Annotated in this window: 22 protein-coding genes; 11 read left to right on the top strand and 11 right to left on the bottom strand. The window is 71.8% G+C overall.

What is annotated here, in order from left to right; all coding sequences use genetic code 11:
* Positions 1 to 30: 30 nt before the first annotated feature.
* Positions 31 to 1176, bottom strand: a complete 1146-nt coding sequence (locus tag ACMCNK_RS05380; RefSeq protein ID WP_412735287.1) for an SGNH/GDSL hydrolase family protein — start codon at positions 1174 to 1176, stop codon at positions 31 to 33.
* 161 nt (positions 1177 to 1337) lie between these two features.
* Here ACMCNK_RS05380 and ACMCNK_RS05375 point away from each other — a divergent pair, with 161 nt between their 5' ends.
* Genes ACMCNK_RS05375 through ACMCNK_RS05365 form a run of 3 tightly spaced genes read left to right on the top strand, consistent with a single transcriptional unit; the run spans position 1338 to position 2754 of the window.
* Positions 1338 to 1760: a VOC family protein gene (locus tag ACMCNK_RS05375; RefSeq protein WP_412735286.1), complete on the top strand. Its 423-nt coding sequence runs from the start codon at positions 1338 to 1340 to the stop codon at positions 1758 to 1760.
* Positions 1761 to 1767: 7 nt separating this feature from the next.
* Entirely contained in the window at positions 1768 to 2412 is a 645-nt protein-coding gene (locus ACMCNK_RS05370) for a nitroreductase family protein (protein WP_412735285.1), read from the top strand.
* 36 nt (positions 2413 to 2448) lie between these two features.
* Positions 2449 to 2754 carry a hypothetical protein gene (locus ACMCNK_RS05365; RefSeq protein ID WP_412735284.1) on the top strand — a complete coding sequence of 102 codons (306 nt, stop codon included), beginning with the start codon at positions 2449 to 2451 and terminating at the stop codon, positions 2752 to 2754.
* Positions 2755 to 2838: 84 nt separating this feature from the next.
* Here the strand turns inward: ACMCNK_RS05365 and ACMCNK_RS05360 are convergent, their stop codons facing one another.
* The 4 genes from ACMCNK_RS05360 to ACMCNK_RS05345 are packed head-to-tail and all read right to left on the bottom strand — an operon-like array spanning position 2839 to position 5463.
* Positions 2839 to 3645 carry an energy-coupling factor ABC transporter ATP-binding protein gene (locus ACMCNK_RS05360; protein WP_412735283.1) on the bottom strand — a complete coding sequence of 269 codons (807 nt, stop codon included), beginning with the start codon at positions 3643 to 3645 and terminating at the stop codon, positions 2839 to 2841.
* A complete protein-coding gene (cbiQ, locus tag ACMCNK_RS05355) occupies positions 3642 to 4403 on the bottom strand; it encodes a cobalt ECF transporter T component CbiQ (RefSeq protein WP_412735282.1) in 762 nt (253 codons plus the stop codon). Before cbiQ ends, ACMCNK_RS05360 begins: the two co-directional genes overlap by 4 nt.
* Positions 4403 to 4747 carry a PDGLE domain-containing protein gene (locus ACMCNK_RS05350; RefSeq protein WP_412735281.1) on the bottom strand — a complete coding sequence of 115 codons (345 nt, stop codon included), beginning with the start codon at positions 4745 to 4747 and terminating at the stop codon, positions 4403 to 4405. Before ACMCNK_RS05350 ends, cbiQ begins: the two co-directional genes overlap by 1 nt.
* On the bottom strand, positions 4744 to 5463 hold the full coding sequence (locus tag ACMCNK_RS05345; RefSeq protein ID WP_412735280.1) for an energy-coupling factor ABC transporter permease: 720 nt from the start codon (positions 5461 to 5463) through the stop codon (positions 4744 to 4746). The genes ACMCNK_RS05350 and ACMCNK_RS05345 overlap by 4 nt, the downstream gene beginning before the upstream one ends.
* A gap of 176 nt (positions 5464 to 5639) precedes the next feature.
* Here ACMCNK_RS05345 and ACMCNK_RS05340 point away from each other — a divergent pair, with 176 nt between their 5' ends.
* On the top strand, positions 5640 to 7283 hold the full coding sequence (locus ACMCNK_RS05340) for a diguanylate cyclase (RefSeq protein WP_412735279.1): 1644 nt from the start codon (positions 5640 to 5642) through the stop codon (positions 7281 to 7283).
* Between the two features lie 73 nt (positions 7284 to 7356).
* Here the strand turns inward: ACMCNK_RS05340 and ACMCNK_RS05335 are convergent, their stop codons facing one another.
* The 4 genes from ACMCNK_RS05335 to ACMCNK_RS05320 form a co-directional block, all read right to left on the bottom strand.
* Positions 7357 to 8694, bottom strand: a complete 1338-nt coding sequence (locus tag ACMCNK_RS05335; protein WP_412735278.1) for a hypothetical protein — start codon at positions 8692 to 8694, stop codon at positions 7357 to 7359.
* 564 nt (positions 8695 to 9258) lie between these two features.
* Positions 9259 to 10776, bottom strand: a complete 1518-nt coding sequence (locus ACMCNK_RS05330; RefSeq protein ID WP_412735277.1) for a PAS domain S-box protein — start codon at positions 10774 to 10776, stop codon at positions 9259 to 9261.
* Positions 10777 to 10909: 133 nt separating this feature from the next.
* Positions 10910 to 12499, bottom strand: a complete 1590-nt coding sequence (locus ACMCNK_RS05325) for a two-component system sensor histidine kinase NtrB (protein ID WP_412735276.1) — start codon at positions 12497 to 12499, stop codon at positions 10910 to 10912.
* Between the two features lie 69 nt (positions 12500 to 12568).
* Positions 12569 to 12997, bottom strand: a complete 429-nt coding sequence (locus tag ACMCNK_RS05320; RefSeq protein ID WP_412735275.1) for a MarR family winged helix-turn-helix transcriptional regulator — start codon at positions 12995 to 12997, stop codon at positions 12569 to 12571.
* Between the two features lie 112 nt (positions 12998 to 13109).
* Here ACMCNK_RS05320 and ACMCNK_RS05315 point away from each other — a divergent pair, with 112 nt between their 5' ends.
* The 3 genes from ACMCNK_RS05315 (at position 13110) to ACMCNK_RS05305 (ending at position 15596) form a co-directional block, all read left to right on the top strand.
* Positions 13110 to 13685: an isochorismatase family protein gene (locus ACMCNK_RS05315; protein WP_412735274.1), complete on the top strand. Its 576-nt coding sequence runs from the start codon at positions 13110 to 13112 to the stop codon at positions 13683 to 13685.
* 294 nt (positions 13686 to 13979) lie between these two features.
* Positions 13980 to 14510: a DUF1269 domain-containing protein gene (locus ACMCNK_RS05310; RefSeq protein WP_412735273.1), complete on the top strand. Its 531-nt coding sequence runs from the start codon at positions 13980 to 13982 to the stop codon at positions 14508 to 14510.
* 33 nt (positions 14511 to 14543) lie between these two features.
* Positions 14544 to 15596: a hypothetical protein gene (locus ACMCNK_RS05305; protein WP_412735272.1), complete on the top strand. Its 1053-nt coding sequence runs from the start codon at positions 14544 to 14546 to the stop codon at positions 15594 to 15596.
* Positions 15597 to 15643: 47 nt separating this feature from the next.
* On the opposite strand, the gene ACMCNK_RS05300 is transcribed toward ACMCNK_RS05305, so the two are convergent.
* Entirely contained in the window at positions 15644 to 16621 is a 978-nt protein-coding gene (locus ACMCNK_RS05300; protein WP_412735271.1) for a PIG-L family deacetylase, read from the bottom strand.
* Positions 16622 to 16885: 264 nt separating this feature from the next.
* Here ACMCNK_RS05300 and ACMCNK_RS05295 point away from each other — a divergent pair, with 264 nt between their 5' ends.
* The gene (locus ACMCNK_RS05295; RefSeq protein ID WP_412735270.1) at positions 16886 to 17413 is read left to right on the top strand and encodes a hypothetical protein; all 528 of its coding nucleotides are present in this window, start codon (positions 16886 to 16888) and stop codon (positions 17411 to 17413) included.
* A gap of 64 nt (positions 17414 to 17477) precedes the next feature.
* Positions 17478 to 17975, top strand: coding sequence for a hypothetical protein (locus tag ACMCNK_RS05290; protein WP_412735269.1), 498 nt, complete (start codon positions 17478 to 17480; stop codon positions 17973 to 17975).
* Position 17976: 1 nt separating this feature from the next.
* Here ACMCNK_RS05290 and ACMCNK_RS05285 read toward each other — a convergent pair whose 3' ends face one another.
* The gene (locus ACMCNK_RS05285; RefSeq protein ID WP_412735268.1) at positions 17977 to 18855 is read right to left on the bottom strand and encodes a metallophosphoesterase family protein; all 879 of its coding nucleotides are present in this window, start codon (positions 18853 to 18855) and stop codon (positions 17977 to 17979) included.
* 167 nt (positions 18856 to 19022) lie between these two features.
* On the opposite strand from ACMCNK_RS05285, the gene ACMCNK_RS05280 reads away from it, so the two are divergent.
* Together ACMCNK_RS05280 and ACMCNK_RS05275 are read left to right on the top strand one after the other, a co-directional pair.
* On the top strand, positions 19023 to 19664 hold the full coding sequence (locus tag ACMCNK_RS05280) for a 4'-phosphopantetheinyl transferase family protein (RefSeq protein WP_412735267.1): 642 nt from the start codon (positions 19023 to 19025) through the stop codon (positions 19662 to 19664).
* 63 nt (positions 19665 to 19727) lie between these two features.
* Positions 19728 to 20288, top strand: coding sequence for a DinB family protein (locus tag ACMCNK_RS05275; protein WP_412735266.1), 561 nt, complete (start codon positions 19728 to 19730; stop codon positions 20286 to 20288).
* Positions 20289 to 20292: the final 4 nt, after the last annotated feature.

The following is a 20292-nucleotide window of genomic DNA, read 5'->3' as shown; positions in this document are numbered from 1 at the left end:
CGCGGGCTCCTGACGAAGGGATCGGGGGAATCAGTAGGCGACCCATCGCAGGACGCGCCGGGTCCTGGTCGCGTACGTCGCGGCCACGTGGACCTTCACCCTCCTGGTGACGTACCGGCCGTGGACCTTCACGCGTCTGATCCGGTACCCGTCGTGCGCGGGCACCACGACGACCCGGTGTTTCTCGAGGACTGAGCGGCGTACCTGCCAGACGCGCTTCGTGGTGGTCTTGCCGCCCACTGTGGAACGCACCGCGCGCAGGTAGGTCCAGGCGCACTCGACACGGTTGGCCGGGCCGTGCGAGGAGTGCACGACCCGCAGCGCACACCGGTACGCCCGGGTGGCCAGGTACGGGTTCACGCCCTGCGGCCAGGCCGTCGTGGCGTAGACCTTCGCCATCGCCCGGTACCAGTTGTAGGCCATCTTGGCGTAGCCGAAGTCGTGGGGGTGCACGCTGTCGCGCAGGTCGATACCGCCGATGGAGGACTGGTCGACCAGGTGCACCCGAGGGCCCTTGCGCGCCACGACACCCGGGACGGCCGCGTTGAACGCGCTGATCCGTTGCTGGTAGCCGGCGATCTTCGCCGACGGGATCCTGGCCACGAAGACCTGCGCGCCGGGGCGGGCGGCCCGGATCTGGTCGATCAGCGCCGACAGCCGCGCGGGTGCCCCGGGCACGTCGACTCTGCGGACCATGTCGTTGGTGCCGATCTGCAGGAGCACGACGTCCGGGCGGTAGGCGGCGAGCCATTGATCGGCCTGCGCGGCGATCTGGCCGATCGTCCAGCCCGGGTGGCCCTCGTTCTCGCGGTCGTCGCCGGTGCCGGAGGCTTTCGAACCGACGAAGTCCACGCTCAGCCCCGCGGTCGCCAGACGCTGCCGCAGATCCCTGCGGTACGAGTCCAGGGTTGCCGAGCCGATGCCGAACGTGATCGAGTCACCCAGCGGCATGATCCGCAGCGGCGTCGCATCGGCCGCGGCCGGGGATGAGCCCGCCACCGGCCCACCCGGTGGTGCGTCAGCCGCCACCGGGCCGCCCGGCAGTGTGCCGGCCGCCAGCGAATTCCGCAGCGCGGTCGCGGCGACCGGGGCCGCGCAGCCGGTGACACCGGCCGCCAGCCCGGCGGCCAGCAGCGCAGCCAGCGCCACCCGGCGGTGGGGTGACACACGGGTCATGGGGGAACGCACTCCGTCTCGTCCGCACCGGGGAACCGCTGCCCGGCTCCCCGGCGCAGCGTCTTTCTCCGGTACCGATCGGCAGGCACACGCTCACACGAGCGTTCCGCCGGGTTGCCGTCCGGTTGCCGCGGCGGTCCGACCGCGTACGCTTCGGTGCCGTGACCTCGCCCGTGCCCGGTGCGCTGCACCACGTCGAGTTGTGGGTGCCCGACCTGGACCGCGCGGTCACCGGCTGGGGCTGGCTGCTGGGCGCCCTGGGATACACCGAGTTCCAGGGCTGGTCCGCCGGGCGCAGCTGGCGCCTCGGTGACACCTACCTGGTCGTCGAGCAGTCTCCCGACCTGCTGCCCGGGGGCCACGAACGGCGCCGGCCCGGCCTCAACCACCTGGCCTTCCACGTCCGGGATCGCGACCGCGTCGACGCGCTGGTGGCCGAGGCGCCCCGGCACGGCTGGCGGCTGATGTTCGCCGACCGCCACCCCCACGCCGGCGGCGCCCACCAGTACGCCGCCTACCTGGAGGACGCGGACGGGTTCGAGATCGAACTCGTCGCCATCGACGGCCGGGAGGCAATGTCATGATCGGGTCATGACGTTGCCTCTGACCCCGGACGAGTTGCTCACGACCACCCGCACCGTGCGCAAGCGTCTCGACCTGTCCCGCCCCGTCCCGCTCGCACTGGTGCGGGAATGTGTGGAGATCGCCTTGCAGGCGCCCTCCGGTTCCAACGAACAGTCCTGGCACTTCATGGTCGTCACCGACCCGGACAAGCGCGCCGCCGTCGGCGAGATCTACCGCCAGCAGGTCGCCCGGTACGCCGAATCGGCCCGGTTCGCCGGCCGGATGTTCGCCGACCGCCCCGAGCGGTCCCAGGTGCAGCAGCGCGTCGGCGACAGCGTGATGTGGCTCGGCGAGCACATGGGCCGTGTGCCCGTACTGGTGATCCCGTGCCTGCGTACCGGAAGGCCCGTGCCGGACGGCAACCAGGCCGGGCTGTGGGGTTCGTTGTTGCCCGCGGCCTGGAGCTACTGCCTGGCCGCGCGGACCCGCGGCCTCGCCACCGCGTGGACCACCCTGCACCTCGGTCAGGAGGACGAGGTCGCGCGGATCCTCGGCATCCCCGACGGGGTGCACCAGGGCGCGCTGCTGCCGACCGCCTACTACACCGGCACGACGTTCCGGCCCGCCGCCCGCGAACCCGTCGACGCTGTCTGGCACCACGACACCTGGTGACCGACGGCCTTGTGCCCTCTCCGTACATTGACCCGCATGGTCAGCCAGGGGCGTGCTCTTGCGGTCGCCGCGGCGTGGATCGTCGTCCCGTTGACCGCCGCGGGGGGCGCGCTCTGCGTCGCGTTCCCCGCGCGGGACGGATGGAACGGGCTCATTCCGTGGATCGCGCTGGCCGGGGTCCTGTTCATGACGCCGATCGCCCTGCTGGCGGCCGCGGTCTGGGTCGCCCGTCAGAGCGGCAGCGCACGATCGGCGAGCGGACTGGGGGCGCAGGCCGGGCTGATCGGACTCGTCGTCGCCGTCGTCTTCGCGGCAGGCTACGTCGCGGTCCATACCGGGTGAATCCCGCACCCCGCACGGGTACGCCACCGTCGGCACGGCAATGCATTCCTCGCCGAGATCGCCGGATGAGCCGGGCCCACGCGGTCAGGACACGCGGGCGCGGGGGACCCGGCCGTCGGGCGTGGGCCGCGCGCGCAACTGTGCGGCGGCCTGCGCCGGGTCGAACCCGAACGGCAGCTCCAGCCGATGCCGGTGCAACAGCGCCGGATCGGTCAGCAGGTCCTCGGTGGGCCCGTCCGCGGCGATCCGGCCGTCGTCGAGGATGACGGAGCGGTCGCAGAGCTGCAACGCGTACGGCAGGTCGTGGGTCACCATCAGGATGGTGATCGGCAGGCCTTCGAGGATCTCGGCGAGCTCGCGCCGGCTGGCCGGGTCCAGGTTGGACGAAGGTTCGTCGAGCACCAGCACGTCGGGCCGCATCGCGAGCACGGTGGCCACGGCGACCCTGCGGCGCTGCCCGAAGGACAGGTGGTGCGGGGCCCGGTCGCGGTACGCCGCCATGCCGACCGAGGTGAGCGCCTGCTCGACACGCTCGGTCAGCTCGTCGCCGCGCAGGCCGAGGTTGGCCGGGCCGAACGCGACGTCCTCGGCGACCGTGGGCATGAACAGCTGATCGTCGGGGTCCTGGAAGACGATGCCGACCCGGCGCCGGACGTCCGCGAGGCGTGACCGGTCCGCGGCGTCGACCGCCAGCCCGGTGACGGTGACGGTGCCCGCTCCGCCGTGCAGGATGCCGTTGAGGTGCAGCACCAGGGTGGTCTTGCCGGCGCCGTTCGGGCCGAGCAGAGCGACCCGCTCGCCCTGCCCTACCGTGAGGTCGACTCCGCGCAGCGCGACGTTGCCGTCCGGGTACGTGAAGTGCAGCCCGTCGACGTGCAGCGATGCGGTCACGACAGCACCGCCGTCAGGGCGATGCCGGTCGAGGCGACCGGCAGTAGCGCGGCGGCGATCCAGTGGGCGCGGGGCGCGCGGTCGTCGCCGGGGCGGGGGAGACGCCCCGTGTATCCGCGCGACACCATGGCGAGATAGACCCGCTCGCCGCGCTCGTACGCGCGCAGGAACAGTGACCCGACGCCGACCGCGAACGCCTTGACCTGCCAGAGGAAACGCGGATCGTAGCCGCGGGAGAGCCGGGCGATGCGCATGCGGCGGGCGTCCTCGGTGAGCACGTCCAGGTACCGCAGCATGAACGTGGCGATCAGGGTGAAGACCTCCGGGCATCGGAGCCGGTCCAGCCCGAGGATCAGGTCACGCATCGTGGTGGTCGCGGCCAGCAGCAGGGAGGCGAGTACGCCGAGGGTGCCCTTGGCGACGATGTTCCACGCCCCGTAGAGGCCGTCGACGGACAGCGACATCCCGAGCCAATGGATGCGTTCCCCGTGCCCGGCGAACGGCAGGGCGACCGCGAGCAGAATGAACGGCAGCTCGATCGTCGCGCGTTTCAGCAACCACGGCGCGGGGACCCGGGCGGTGGCCGCCACGGCGGCCAGCAGCAGCGCGTACCCGGCGAATGCGGCGAACTCCGCCCGCGGGGTCACCACCACGACGATGGTGAACGCCAGGGTTGCGACGATCTTGGTTTCGGGTGCCATCCGGTGGACCGGGCTCTCGCGCTGCAGGTGCAGCGGGTGGGCGTGGCCCGCCCCCATCAGGCGTCCTGCCGGCGGCGCCGGGCCAGCCAGAACAGGCCGCCGCCGAGCGCGAACGTGACCAGTACCCCGGCCGCCCCGGACAGGCCGGTGGACAGGTACGTGTTCCCGACGCCGCGGATGCCGTACCCGGCGAGCGGGCTGCCGGCCGCCTGGTGGCTCTGTTCCCGCTGGGCCATGCAGGTGCCGCCGGTGATCCGGCCCGCCGCGTCGACCGTGCAGCCGCGCAGGGCGGTGGCGTCCAGGCCGTCCGGGCTGGACGAGGCGAAGTTGCTCACCACCCCGGCGAGCAGCAGGGCGACCAGCAGGCCGCCGGCGAGGAACCAGCCGAGTCGCTTGCTCACGGGGTGCCGGCCTTTCGGGTGGGCTCACTCGTCCGAGGCGCCTGTACGGGGGTGCGGAAGCGACGCAGCGCGTACACCAGGTCGGGCCGGATCCGGGCGACCGTGGCCACCGTCGTGGCGGCGATCAGGCCCTCGCCGATGCCGATGAGCACGTGGACGCCGGCCATGGTGCCGGAGACCACGGGCAGGGGCACCTGGGTGGTGCCGCCGAGTGCGTACTCCAGGACGAAGCCCTGCGAGGCGGCGACGACGCTGACGACCGAGGCGACGGCGGCGGTGGCGGCGAGGCCGGCCGGGGTCTTCGGCAGAACCTTCAGCAACGCCACGACCAGGAGGTATCCGGCGGCCGTCCCGATCAGCGCCATGTTGGTGATGTTCAGCCCGAGGGCGGTCAGGCCGCCGTCCGCGAACAGCAGGCACTGCACGATGAGCACGGTCGACACGCACAGGGCGCCGACCCACGGCCCGACCAGGATGACCGCCAGGGTGCCGCCGAGCAGGTGGCCGGAGACCCCGGGCAGCACCTGGAAGTTGAGCATCTGCACCGCGAAGATGAACGCCGCGACCAGCCCCGCCATCGGGGCGAGGCGCTCGTCCAGGTCGGCGCGGCCGCGCCGGACGCAGTAGGCGAGCGCCACCACGGCGACGACCGCGAAGATGCCGGAGGTCGGGCCGTCCACGATCCCGTTGGCGATGTGCATCGCCTGCGTGTCCATGCCGCCTCCCGGACTGGTGGGGGTGGAGAAGCCTCCCGGCGGGGCTCAGCATATTAGGCGATCTTCGCTGTTGCAAAAGTTTGGCAACTGGCGGCGCGGCGGGTGCACCGCGCGCACCCGGACTGCACCGCTATCGGGCGACTTCGGGCAACGCGGTCGTCCTACCGTCTGTCGCCGTGGACAAGACGTTGATCGCCGAGGAGGCCGGTCCGGCGGTGCCGGCAAGCCGCTACGCCGACCTCTTCACCGGGGTGTCGCCGGGCGCGCCGCAGGCCGATGAGCGGCTCGCCGCGGCGCTGCACGCGCTCGAGATGGTCCGGATCGAGGAGATCCGGACCACCGGCCCGGCAGCCGAGTACGCCGAGCAGCTCGCGGTCACCCTGCACCGCCCGGACCTGCAGATGCGGGCCCGGCTGATCCGCGCCGACGTGCTGCGCCGCGACGGCGACGCCGCCGAGTCCGGCCGCATCGCCCAGCAGGTCAACGCCTGGGCCACGGAACACGGCGACACCGCGGTGCTGTCCCGCAGCCACGTGCTGCTGGCGGCGTTCTTCCGGCACGTCGGTGACCAGGCCGACGCGCTGTCGCACGCGGTGCAGGCGGTGGCGTACACCGAGCCGGACATGCCGGAGCGTATCCGCGCCCGGCACCTGCAGTTCCTGGCGATCATGCTGCATGAGAACGGCTCGCCGCAGGAGTCGCGGCGCCGGGCCGAGCAGGCCCGCGACATCGCCAGGGCCGCCGGCGACCACGAGATGGTGCTCCAGATCCTCAACAACCTTGCCTACACGGCGTACGAGGACGGCGACGACGAACGCGTGCAGGCGCTGCTCGTCGAGATCCGGTCGGTCAGTGCCCGCCACGAGCTCACCCTCGGCGCGCACATCCTCGACACCATCGCCCGCATCGAGATGGCGAACGGACGCTACGCCGAGGCGGAGGCGGTGCTGCGCCCGATCCTGCAGGGCGAGGCCGAATACCTGATCAGTGAGGGGATGATGCTGGCCACCACGCTGCTGACCGCGGCCGAGGCCCAGCGGCTGCGCGGCGATTTCCCCGCCGCGCAGGCCACCCTCGATCGTGCCGCCCAGTTCTGCGACACCCGCGGCGTGGTTGCCGGGCGGGCCCACGTACGCCACGCACAGTCCCAGCTGTACGCGGCCACCGGCCGCTTCCGCGAGGCGTACGAGGAATTCGAGCGCTTCTATGCCGCGACGCAGTCGCTGCAGTCGGCCCAGCGTGAGGCCCGCGCCCGCGCCATGCAGGCGATGTTCGAGAACGAGGAAGCGCGCCGCGACAGCGTCCGATTCCGGGAGATGGCGGAGCGCGACCCGCTCACCGGCCTGTACAACCGGCGCTACATCGACGAGCGGCTGGCCATCCTCATCGAGGACGCCGCCCGCGCCGGCACCCGGATATCGGCCGCGCTGGTCGATCTCGACCATTTCAAGCGGGTCAACGACACGCTGTCGCACGCCACCGGCGACGCGGTGCTCATCCAGATCGCCGGCCTGCTCGCCGACGCGGCGAGCGGGTCCGCGGTGGCCGGGCGCCTCGGCGGTGAGGAGTTCGTGCTGGTCTTCCCGGACACCGACACCGACGAGGCGAACCGGCGTTGCGAACAGCTGCGCCGCGCCATCGCCACCCACGACTGGGAGCCGACGACGGGGACGCTGGCGGTGACCGCCAGCATCGGCGTCACCACGGTCGCCAACGGCCAGAGCAGCCCTTCGGCGCTGCTGGCGGCAGCCGACCGGAATCTGTACGTCGCCAAGCGCACCGGCCGCAACCGGGTCATGACCGACCCGGTGACGCCGTAGCCGACTCACGGACACGACGATGCGGTACCGGCCGTGCAGCCGGTACCGCATCGTTTGTCTGCGCAGAATCGGGTCAGTTCACGAACGCGCACATGGCGTACGCGGTGACGCTGCCGGAGCCGGACCGCTTGACGATCCACGCCGTGTTGTCCGCCGACGGGTTGCTCGCGATGATCGTCGAGCTGGCGGAGACGACCCCGCCGCCACCGAGGACCTTCCGGCCGCCGGTGCAGGTTGCGGTGACCGTACTGTTGTTGTCCGTCGCGCTGACCTGAACGAGGCCGCTCAGCCCTGCCGCGCCGGTGTCACCCTTCGGGCCGGTGGCGCCGGTGTCGCCCTTCGGGCCGGCCGGGCCGGTGGCGCCGGTGTCACCCTTCGGGCCCGCCGGGCCGGTCGCCCCGGTGTCACCCTTCGGGCCCGCCGGACCGGCCGGGCCCGCAACGCCCTGAGCGCCGGACTCACCCTGCGGGCCGGCAGCGCCTGCGGCACCCTGCGGGCCTACGGCGCCGGTTTCACCTTGCGGGCCGGGAGCACCCTGCGGGCCCATGGCGCCGGTCTCACCCTGCGGTCCGGCAGCGCCGGTCTCACCCTGCGGTCCGGCAGCGCCGGCCTCACCCTGCGGTCCGGCCGGGCCCTGCGGGCCGACCGCGCCCTGCGCACCCACGAGCGTGGCGAGGAAGTCGGTCACCGAGCCTTCTCCGTTGCCGGGCAGGGAATGCCAGGCGTCGTACGCCGATTCCCCGGCGGCGCCGGTCTGGCCCTGCTCGCCCGCGGCGCCGGTCTCGCCACGCTCGCCCACCAGTGACAGCAGGAAGTCGTCGAGGTCGCCGTCGTGCGTCTGCGCCCACAGGTCGTACGCGGACGCGCCGTCGAATCCCTGCTCGCCCTGCGGCCCGACCAGTGAGGCGAGGAAGTCGTCGACCTCGCCGGTGTGGCCGTTGGCCAGCCAGAGCTGGTACGCGGAGAGCCCGTCGGCACCGCGCTCGCCGACCAGCGAGGCGAGGAACTGCTCGACCGTGCCGCTGTGACCGTTCTGCAGCCACAGCGCGAACGCGGACAGCCCGGCGGGCCCTTCGGAGCCGGCCGCCCCGGCCGCACCGGTCGCCCCCGTGGCACCGGTGAGGCCCTGGATGCCGGGGACGCCCTGGAGGCCCTGCAGGCCCCGCGGCCCGGCCACGCCCTGGGGGCCGATCTTGTTCCAGGAGATCAGGGTCTCCGTCGAGCTGCAGCGCTTCCCGCCGGCGTAGTTGATGAGCCGCATCGCGCCGGTCTTCTTGTTGCTGCAGGCGTAGATCACGTTCGACGCGGTGGCCTGCGCGTTCGCGGCGGCTGCGGCGGCGGTGCCGCCCGCGGCCAGCATGAGAACGGACGCCGAGACGGCGATGGCGACGCGCTTCTTGGGCAGATTCATCAGCGGGGGGCCTTCCTTGCGAGCGGGACGGTGCGCCCAGTGCCCGGGGTGGTGGGTGCCGCGGTGCGGGTGGCGCTGTGGTGGGGTCCGGGTGTGTCGATCACCGGAGGACCGGTGGTCGACTTGGGTGAAATCACGCTACGTGATGATAAGTCCGAGTTGGAAGCCTTGCGTAGTTGAATTGGCCGTTCGGACGGGGCGTCTGTCACCAAGAGGATCGCTCGGACCAGGACGTTGAAGGACAAATGCTCTCGTTGGTGGCTGATTTGCTTCAGCTTGGTTGCTGACAGTGATGTCGACCGCAGATTCACTGAGTGATGACGCCGTGCGGTCTCCGGCCGGTCGTGGCGGCCTGAGCCCCCCAAAGCGGCGATCTGCCGGAGTGCCGCGCCGGCCGGACGAGGACGTCTTCGACCACGACGCATGGAAAGGACCCGGCCCGGGTCCCGTCATCGGATTCATCACCCGGTACACCCCGGATCGGTGCTTGCCGGTCCGGGGTGCCGGGCGTGCGCCCGTGCACGGCGTGGAGCAGTTCGTCCGCGGTGAATGACGGGAGGGTCGTCAGCGGAGCGGGAGATCGGCCGGCGCGGTGACGGTGGTGGGGGCGTCCTCGGTGGTCAGTGGTAGGAGGATGCGGAAGGTGGTGCCGACGCCGGGTTGGGTGGTGAGGGTGATGGTGCCGTGGGCTTCGGTGATGATGCCGTAGACGGTGGCGAGGCCGAGGCCGGTGCCGTGGTGTTTGGTTTTGGTGGTGAAGAAGGGTTCGAAGACGTGGGTGGCGACGTCTTCGGGCATGCCGGTGCCGGTGTCGGTGATGTTGAGCTGGGCGTAGTCGCCTGCGGGTAGCGGTGGTTGGGGGGTGCCGGTTTCGGGCCGGTCTTCGATGATGATCATGCCGCCGTCGGGCATGGCGTCGCGGGCGTTGATGACGAGGTTGAGCAGTACTTGTTCGATGCGGCTGCGGTCGGCGCGGATGGGGAGTGGGTGGGGGTGGAGGTGGGTGATGAGTTCGATGTGGGTGCCGATGGTGCGGTCGAGGAGGGTGCGGGTGTCGGTGATGATGGTGTTGAGGTCGATGGTTTGGGCGGTGGTGGGTTGTTTGCGGGCGAAGACGAGGAGTTGGCGGGTGAGGTCGCGGGCGCGTTCGGCGCTGGCTTTGGCGCGGGTGAGGTCGTTGTGGGTGTCGGGGTCGGTGGTTCGTTCGAGGGCGAATTCGAGGTAGTTGAGGTTGATGGCGAGCAGGTTGTTGAAGTCGTGGGCGATGCCGCCGGCGAGTTGGCCGAGGCTTTCGAGGCGTTCGGCGCGGGCGGAGCGTTCGAGGATTTGTTGGCGTTGTTCCTCGGCCTGTTTCTGAGCACTGATGTCGCGGTCGATCGCACCCACCCCGACCACGGTGCCGTGCTGGTCGCGGATCGGCGAGACGCTGGTCGACACGTCGAGATAGGTGCCGTCCTTGCACCGCCGCCGGGTCTGGAAGTGCGAGATCCGGCCGCCCTGACGGAGTTCTTCCAGGATCTCGGGTAGGACCGCATTGCGTTCGGGCGCCAGTACGTCCCGGACGTCGCTACCGATCATCTCCTCCGCCGTGTAGCCGAACATCCGCTCGGCGCTGGGGTTCCAGGACACGATCGTCAGGTCCATGTCCAGCGCGACGATCGCGTCCTGCGACGAATACACGAGTGCGGCCAGGGCCGACTCGTACTGCGCCCCCCGGTTGGCGCGGCGTTCCAGCGCGTTCTGGCTGTAGGCGACTCCGGCGCTGAGCGCGGTCATCCCGCCGATCACCCACAGGCGCACCTCCTGGTACGCGGTGCCGCCCAGTCCCTGCCAGGTCGAGGTGGCCCACGCCATGGCCATCGCGAACGCGCCGACGGCGAGAACCGCCCATGGTCGTGCCGATGCCACCGCCACGACCGGCCCGACCGCGATGACCAGCCCGAACGCGGTCAGCTCCCGCGGCGTCGCCAGGTCCACCACGCTGGTCAAAATGATGATCAGTACGGAGAACGACAGCACCCCGGCCCGCCACCAGCCATGGGTGAGCGAGCCATGATCGCGCCGCCAGTCCTCGTACCGCATGCGTTTCTCCTGAGATACCCGTGCTCAGGATGGCACGCGGGGGGCTGCGGTCCCTCGCACTCGCCGATTCCCCCGGAGCCGGGCGAGCGCGCGATGCCGGCCGCCCGGCTGTACGTGTCCCGCGTCGCGGTTGTCACGCCTCGGCCCGGTCCGGCCGGACCGCCGGATCGCACGGCGGTGTCTTCTGTGGATCCGCCGTGGGAGCCGATGAGGTGTCCGTGGTGCTGAGGGGCACCAGGATGCGGAAGGTGGTGCCGACGCCGGGTTGGGTGGTGAGGGTGATGGTGCCGTTGGTCTCGGTGATGATGCCGTAGACGGTGGCGAGGCCGAGGCCGGTGCCGTGGTGTTTGGTTTTGGTGGTGAAGAAGGGTTCGAAGACGTGGGTGGCGACGTCTTCGGGCATGCCGGTGCCGGTGTCGGTGATGCTGAGCTGGGCGTAGTCGCCTGCGGGCAGCAACGGTTGCGGGGTGCCGGTGGTGGGAGGTGACGAGGGTTCGGTGGAGACGAGGTCGCGGGGGCAGGTGTCGATGACGATGAGGCCGCCGTCGGGCATGGCGTCGCGGGCGTTGATGACGAGGTTGAGCAGTACTTGTTCGATGCGGCTGCGGTCGGCGCGGATGGGGAGGGGGTGGGGGTGGAGGTGGGTGATGAGTTCGATGTGTGTGCCGATGGTGCGGTCGAGGAGGGTGCGGGTGTCGGTGATGATGGTGTTGAGGTCGATGGTTTGGGCGGTGGTGGGTTGTTTGCGGGCGAAGACGAGGAGTTGGCGGGTGAGGTCGCGGGCGCGTTCGGCGCTGGCTTTGGCGCGGGTGAGGTCGTTGTGGGTGTCGGGGTCGGTGGTTTGTTCGAGGGCGAATTCGAGGTAGTTGAGGTTGATGGCGAGCAGGTTGTTGAAGTCGTGGGCGATGCCGCCGGCGAGTTGGCCGAGGCTTTCGAGGCGTTCGGCGCGGGCGGAGCGTTCGAGGATTTGTTGGCGTTGTTCCTCGGCCTGTTTCTGAGCACTGATGTCGCGGGCGATCGCGGCCAGGCCGACCACGGTGCCGCGCCGGTCGCGGATCGGCGAGACGCTGGTCGACACGTCGAAGAGGTGGCCGTCACGGTGCACGCGCTGGGTCCGGAAATTCGAGAGCCCGCCGCCCTGGCGGATCTCCGCGATGACATGCGGCAGCCGGGCCGCTGATCCCGGAGGCAGGACCGTCACGACGTTCCTGCCGATCATCTCCGCGGCGCTGTAGCCGTATGTCCGTTCGGCGCCCTGATTCCAGGACACGATCAGGCCGTCCAGGTCCGCGGCGATGACCGCGTCACCGCAGGATTCGACCACCGCGGCGAGCATCGACTCGTCCTCGGCTGAGCGGTTGGCGCGGCGTTCCAGCGCCCGCTGGCTGTAGGCGACCCCGGCGCTGAGCGCGGTCATCCCGCCGATCACCCACAGGCGCACCTCCTGGTACGCGGTGCCGCCCAGTCCCTGCCAGGTCGAGGTGGCCCACGCCATGGCCATGCCGAACGCCCCGACCGCAACGACCGCCCACGGCCGGGCCGCGGCCGCCGCCAGCACCGGCCCGACCACGATGACCAGCCCGAACGCGGTCAGCTCCCGCGGCGTCGCCAGGTCCACCACGCTGGTCAAAATGATGATCAGTACGGACAGCGACACGACCCACGCCCGCCACCAGCCACGGGTCAACGAGCCGTGCTCCTGCCGCCAGGTCTCGTAGCGCATGCAGCCCTCTGGAGCAGATCCCGGGCTCTCGTCGAACCCGCTTCTCCTGGCATGTCCGTGCACAGGATGTTACGCGCCCGGGCTCCAGTCGAGCAGGCGCCGGCACAGGTCGACCGCGTCGGTCAGGGTCTGCACGTCGCGGTCGGACAGGGTCTCGTCGATCGCGCGGGCGAGCCAGTCGGCGCGGCGCCCCCGCTCCTCGCCGAGGATCTCGTGCCCCCTCGCCGTCAGGGCGATCGGGGCTTTGCGCCGGTCGACCGGGTGGCTGACGCGCTCGGCGAGGCCCTGTTCGACGAGGCGGCCCACGCTGCGCGCCATGGACTGGGGGCGCACGCGCCGGGCCGCGGCGAGTTCGCTGGTGGTCATCGGGCCCTGGCGCCCGAGCAGACCGAGGACGGCGGTGACGTCCGGCGGTGTCGGGTCGTCCGCGCGGACCCGGCGCACCAGCTGACCGAGGACGAGCCGCAGGTCCGCGGCAAGCTGTGTCGATGCGGGCATGGCGGCAGCCTAACCTGATACACAGCAAGGCTGAACAGCTGGGCTGGTAAAAATAGACAGCAAGACTGTACAGTCATGCTGTTGTTTCCGTCCGGATGAAAGGGCCCGCCACATGTCCGTAGATCACCTTGCCGACCGCACCGTCGTCGTCCTGATCGACCTGCAGAAGGGCATCACCGCGCTGCCGACCGTCCATCCGGCCGCGGATGTCGTCGGCCGCGCCGCCGACCTGGCGCGCGCCGCCCGTACCCGTGGCCTTCCGGTCGTCCGGGTCAGGGTGGCGTTCTCCGCGGACCGTGGCGACGTGGTGCAGGGCCGGGTGGATGCCCCGCCACCGGCCGTCGCCATGGCGGCCGACTTCGCCGCGTACGACGAGCGCGTGCCGCTGCACGACGGCGACATCCGCATCACCAAACGCGGATGGGACGCCTTCCACGGCACCGAACTGGACCTGCAACTGCGCCGTCGCCGGATCACCGGCATCGTGCTGGCCGGCATCTCCACCAGCATCGGTGTGGAGTCGACCGCGCGCACCGGGCGGGAGCTCGGCTACGAGATCGCGGTCGCCGGAGACGCCGTGACCGATCTCGTCGCCGCGGCGCACGACACCAGCCTCCAGATCATCCTGCCGAGACTCGCTCGCATCGACACCACCGCGGCCATCGTGGACGCCCTCGCGCGTCAGTGACCACACCGGCCGGCCGACGACCCGGGGCCGCGATGGAGGGCAGGGCCACGATTGAGGCGAGATTGCATCGCGACCCGGGGCCGCGATTGAGGGCAGGGCCGCGATTGAGGCAGGGCCGCAGCTCGCGGTCGCCCAGACGCGAAGCGCTGCCACGTCAGTCATCTGCCGGGGATGAGTGCCGTGCTCGATCCAGGCGCGACAGTGGTCGCAGGCCCTGGGCCCGCCATCGGCGGGCGCCGTAGCCGTGTACGTGCCGGCCGTAGCGCACGCCGGACCGACGATCGGAGGTAGGAAATGGCTGTCGACACGTTCCTTGCGTATGTCGGGGTGTATTCCAGCGTCGACCTCGCCGAGGCGGACTACGACCTCGTGAAGGACCTGCACCGTAAGGCCGGGCTGATCGACGCCTACGACGCCGCCGTGGTCGAGCGGCGCGCCGACGGCAAAACCAAGATCGTCAAGAAGCACGAGACCCCCACCCGGGTCGGCGGCGTACTCGGCGGCGGTGTCGGGCTGGCCACCGGCCTGGTGGTGGCGCTCTTCCCGTTCGCCGCGATCGGTGGCGGGCTGCTGGCCGCGACCGCCGGCGGCGGTGCCGTACTCGGTGCGGTGGCCGGGCACGCCGCGGCCGGGATGAGCCGCCACGACCTCAAGGAACTCGGCGAGCACCTCGACGCGGGGCAGGCCGGGCTGGTGGTCGTCGCGGTGGCCGACATGGGCGCCAAGGTGGAGGAGGCGATGCGCCGGGCAGCCAAGGTCGAGGCCAAGCAGCTCAAGACGGACACCGCGGAGATCGAGCAGGACGCGAAGGCCGCCGATGCCTGACCGCACCCGGCCCCGGACGAGCAGGAGCCAGGCATGCCAACCCCCCGCACACATCGCCGGACGGCCACGGCCTGCGCGCTGATCGGGCTCACGATCAGCGCGATGGCGGGCCTGAGCGCCTGCGGCGACGGAGGACCGGAGATCCTGCCGTCGGCCCGGCCCTCGCCACGGTCCACCACACCGGCCGAGGGTGAGGCGGAGGCGATACCCACCGCAACCCGGCCGACCCGAAGCGAGGAGCCCTCGCGAACACGGGAGCCCGAGGCGACCACCGCTGCGACCACGACGCCACCTGCCACGCGGACGCCCGGTACGCCGACCACGACCACGAGGACCGCCAGACCTCCGACGAGCGTCCCGGCCACGCCGACCGTCACCACGACGGCCGCAGCGACCACCCCGCCGCCGGAGACCACCGCGGCACCGACGACGACACCCGCGCAGACCCCCACCGCCACGCCGTCGCCCGCGGCAGCCACCGAGTCCGGGGCCGGCCCGCTGTTCTGGCTGGTGCTGATCGCCCTGATCACCGCGGGGATCGTCGGCGGAGTGCTGGTGTACCGGGCACGCCGTACCTCGGCCTGGGACGCGGAGGCCAAGGCGCTGGAGGCCGAGACCGGCGGTCTCGTCGCGATGCGGCTGCCGGCGGTGCTGGCCACGACCGACGTCGGGGCACGGGGTCTGGCGTGGCCGCCCGTCCGCGCGGACCTGGCCGCCCTCATCGCCCGGTGGAACCTGCTGACCGGACAGGCGGTCGGTCAGCCGCGACAAGGCTGGTCGGCCCAGATCGCGGGCCTGCTGAACGAGTTGGTCACCGCGCTGGACGCGGAGAACGAAGCGATGGCGGGCGGCAGCGACTGGACCGTGCTGCGAACGCGCGTGGACCGTGCCGAGCAGGCGTTGCGGGCGGTCCTCCAGCAGCCACCCGACCAGCCCGGCGCCGGTGGGTCAGGCCCGCCGCCGCCTCAGCCTGGCGGCGGTGCGTCAGGGCCACCACCCGGTCCGTCCGGCCCTGGCGGGTCAGGCCCGTCGGCACCCGGTCCTCCGTCCGGCCCCGGTGGGTCAGGCCCGCCGCCACCGGCCTGAGGACCACCACGGTCGCGGACGCCGCCGGACGGCACCCGGCTCGGGAATCATCCGCCCGGCATGATTTCGGTACGCGGATCGTGCCGGGCGTTGTCCCCGCCCGCCTCGCTGCCCACGCTGTAGCGGCGTGCGAACCGCGGACCGTAGATGCTCGACATGCACACCGGCTCGGCCTGGCAGACGCGCGGGTCGTGCGGGGCGTACGCCAGGAAGTAGCGCAGCTTGGTGTCGCGGTCCTCGGGGGACAGGTTCACCGGCCGGTCGGCGATCCGGTACCCCTGATACCCGGAGATCCGGTGCGTCGTCCGGTACGCCAGGTGCGCGGCGTACGTGAGATATGCCGCGCTGTGATGGTCGCCGTGGTCGCCGTCGCCGTACTCGCCGATGTAGTCGAGGGTGCGGATCATCGCGGGCTGGTAGATGTTCATGATCGCGGTGAGGGTGTCGGTCAGTGACCGTGCGGTGTACGTGGCGCTGCCGTCGATGGCGTGGATCTGGCCGATGTTGCCGCGCAGCAGCTTGCGGACCGTCTCGTAATGGTGCTTGGCGTACCCCCGGCCGTCGGGCAGGCGCAGGAACAGCAGCGTGATCCCGGTGCCGCGCAGGGTGGCCCGGCTGAGCGTGTGGTCGCCGACGGCGAGCCGGTCGGTGGCCCACCGGGCGGGCCTGCCGGCCATCGCGGCGTAGGCGGCCTCGGCCCCGGTTTCCCGGCCGCGCCAGTAGGTGCGGTTGCGGCCCGCATCGCCGGCGGTGACGAAGACCGTGGTGAGGCAGCGTCCGGCGGCGATGTCGCGGCTGACGTCCGGGTTGATGAACAGCAGGTCGTCGTCCTGGTGTGCGACCACGACCAGGCTGGTGGGGCAGGCCGCCGTGGCGGTGGTGGGCGTCGGCACGGCCTCGGCCGAGCCGGCCGCCAGCAGCGCCGCCACCACCGAGCCCAAAGCCAGGCGGCGCACCCTGGGATGGCGTAGTGCCCGACGCGCGGCCGCGGCCACGGCCGCGCAACGCGGCGACAGTCGAGCCATGGGGCATCCGTTCGTTTCGTCCGCACGCGGGCGGCTTTGTGCCGCGGCGTAGGCAACGACGCCCGGTCATCCGTCTGAATCGGCAGCGGGATGGTCCCGGCCAAGCAGCCGGGCGGGACACCACCGGGTGCAATGCGGGTGCCACCGCGGTGCGACGGCCCCGCCGCCCTGCGTGACGGCGGCGTGAGACCGTCAGGCCCTGGCTTCCTGAGCGCGGTGACCAGCCCGTATCCTGCGGCTCGCGCAACGATGGGGAGGAAAGAAATGTACGAGCAGCAGCCAGGCGCCGGGCAGCCGGGAGCGTACCCGCCGCAGGGTGGCGGCGCCGGCGGTGCGATCGCCGTGACGCTGAAGTTCAACCCGATCGGGTTCCTGTTCGGACTCTTCAAGCCGCCGGTGGAGCTCAACGGCCAGGAGGTCGCGAAGGGCTGGGGCCGGCACGTCATCCCGGTCCAGCCCGGCCAGCACCACCTGCACATCCACGTGCCGTACCTGCTGCCGCCGCGGATCGGCAACGCCGACCTCGCCGTGCCGGTGGCGCCGGGCCAGACGGTCGAGCTGGAGTACCGGGCGCCCATGATCGCCTTCATGAACGGCGCGCTGGGTGCCCCGCCGCAGAAGTACCCGGGCATGGCGGTGTCGATCGTCCTGCTCGCGATCTCGCTGGTCATCCTGCTCTGCGTCTGCGGCGGATTCCTCGTCGCGGCGATCAGCGGCGGGTCCGGTACCTCGTCGACCGGGTTGCCGGCCCTGCACGCGGTCGCGACGGTGGCGAGCGGGTTGCTGCGCTGACCCGGGGTCGCGGGTGACTCAGGTTCGCCGCGCGAAGGCCGTTGGTGAGGTCAGGTGGGGTCGCGTGCCCCGCCTGCCTGCCGTCACGTCCAGCACCGGCGGCCGCCCCGAGGCGGCGGCCCGCCCGCGACCCACCGAGGAGATGCCGATGTCGGCTCGCCACACCCCGCGAACCCCGCGGCAGGGCGGCACCGGCGCGGCGGTGCATTCCCTGCACGAGGCCGCGCAGCGGCTGCTCGCCGGCCACGACGGCGTCCGCACCGAGATCTTCGACCCCGAGGCGGGCGTGGCGATCATCCTGCCGTCGGGATACCGCTGGCAGGTGCACGTCCCGCACTCCGGTGCCATCGACGTCGGCGTACATCACGCGGTGCTGTGCAGCCCGGACCGCAACCCGCTGCCCGCCGCGCCGCTGATCACCCTGGCCGACGTCGCGGACGTGGTCAGCCTGGTGAGTTCCGCCCAGGCGGGGCCGGTCGCGAAGCTGATCGACGTCGACCTGCTGGCGCGGATGGAGATCGACCTGTTCGACCCGGACTCCCTGCTCGACGAGGGCGTCTGACTCAGGGGGTGGCGCCCTGCGCGGACTCGCGCAGGCGGCGCAGGTCGTCCGCCGGGGAGATGGTCTTGACCGGGTCGGGCGCGGCGCCGCGGCGGCGCCACTCGCGCGGATAGCCCAGCGACACCTCCTCGTACCGCACTCCGTCGTAGAACGTGGTGCGCGGGATGTGCAGATGCCCGTACACCATGGTGACCGCACCGAAGCGGCGGTGCCAGTCGCGGGTCCGCACCGTGCCGCACCACTGGGCGAACTCCGGATACCACAGGACCTCGGTCGGCTCGCGGACCAGCGGGTAGTGGTTGACCAGCACCTTCGGCAGGTCCGCCGGTGCCTCGGCGAGACGGCGCTCGGTGAACGCGATCCGGGCCGCGCACCACGCCTCCCGGCTCGGATACGGGTCCGGGTGCAGCAGGAACTCATCGGTGCACACCACGCCGGCATCGTGCGCCAGCCGCAGGGAATGCTCCTGCGACGTCGCCCCGGGGGCGCGGAACGTGTAGTCGTACAGCGTGAACAGCGGCGCGACGAGCGCGGGGCCGCCGTCGCCGTCCCAGATCGGGTACGGGTCCTCCGGGGTGAGCACGCCCAGCGAACGGCACAGCTCGACGAGCAGGCTGTAACGGGCCTCGCCGCGGGCCTGCACCGGATCCTCCCGAGGCGTCCACAGCTCGTGGTTGCCCGGCGTCCACACCACGGTGGCGAACCGGTCGGCGAGTTGCCGCAGCGCCCACTCGACATCCGCGAACGTCTCCGCGACGTCACCGGCGACGATCAGCCAGTCACCCGGGTGCTCGGGGCGCAGCTGTTGCACGAAGGCGCGGTTCTCCGCGTACGCGATGTGCAGGTCGCTGACCGCACGCAGCCGTGGGGACGCGGTCACGACGGCGGGGCGAGGGGCTGCGGGGATCTCACCGCCCGACACTATTGCGCGGACCGCGGTGCGTACACCCCTATCGTGCCGGTCAGGGGTTCCGGAGGGTTCGTGTGCGGGCTAGCCTGCGCCACGAGGTCCGGTGTGGACCAGCCGATCCCGGGGGTGCCAACGCGATGACCGACCTGCTCGGCGCGGTCGTGCCGGACCACGTGAGCTGGGTGCAGACCCGCCAGGACCGCGGCGGCGACGACCTGTTCCCGCAGGAGGAGGCGGCCGTCGCGAACGCGGTCGCGAAGCGGCGTACCGAGTTCGCCGCCGTCCGGTGGTGCGCCCGCACCGCACTGGCCCGCCTCGGCGTCCCGCCCGCGCCGATCCTGCCCGGGGAGCGGGGCGCGCCGGGCTGGCCCGACGGCATCGTGGGCAGCATGACGCACTGCGCCGGGTATCGTGCCGCCGCGGTCGCGCGCCGCGGGCCCGTCCGTACGATCGGGGTGGACGCCGAACCGGCCGCCGCCCTGCCCGACGGCGTGCTCGACGCGATCGCGCTGCCCGAGGAGGCCGCGATGGTGGCCCGCCTGGCCGCCGCCCGGCCCGACGTGCCGTGGGACCGGCTGCTGTTCTCCGCCAAGGAATCGGTCTACAAGGCCTGGTTCCCGGTCACCGGCACGTTCCTTCAGTTCCACGAGGCGCGCCTGCACATCGACGGGCGGACCGGGGAGTTCACCGCGCAGCTGCTGGTCGACGGTGCGATCGACCGGTTCACCGGGCGCTGGCACTGCGGCGGCGGGCTGGTGCTGACCGCCATCGTCGCGTAGGGACGCGGACACGCGCGTACCGATGGGGTTGGCAAGATCCGCGGCGTCGGCCAGGGTGGGTCCATGACGAGTCAGCATGTGGTCGGGTTCGACGGGATGTTCCTGAGCCCCGGCGAGGATCCCCGGACGTCCGCCAACCCGGTCGGCGAGATGGCGACCATCCGTGAGTACCTGTCCAACTACCGGCTCACGCTGGGCCTCAAGTGTGACGGCCTGTCGCCCGGGCAGCTCGCCACCCGGTCGGTGCCGCCGTCCACGATGAGCCTGCTCGGCCTGATCCGGCACATGGCCAAGGTCGAGCATCAATGGTTCCAGCGGGTGCTGCAGGGCCACGCGGACCAGGCCCGGCTGTACTGGACCGAGGAGAACAAGGACCTCGACTTCGACGGGGCCGTCGCCGACCCGGCGGTGGTGCAGGACGCGTTCACCGAGTGGAAGGCGCAGATCGCGGCCGCGGACCGGTGGCTGGACGGGCCGGTCGACCTCGCGGCGATCGCGAAGACCCCGCACGGCGAGGACGCCGCCGTCCGTGACGTCCTGGTGCACATGATCGAGGAGTACGCGCGGCACTGCGGGCACGCCGACCTGCTGCGCGAGTGCATCGACGGGCGCACCGGGCAGTAGCGGG

The sequence above is a fragment of the Krasilnikovia sp. MM14-A1259 genome (genome assembly GCF_047159535.1).
Lineage (GTDB): Bacteria > Actinomycetota > Actinomycetes > Mycobacteriales > Micromonosporaceae > Actinoplanes.
This window is presented reverse-complemented; position numbering and strand designations above follow the sequence as displayed.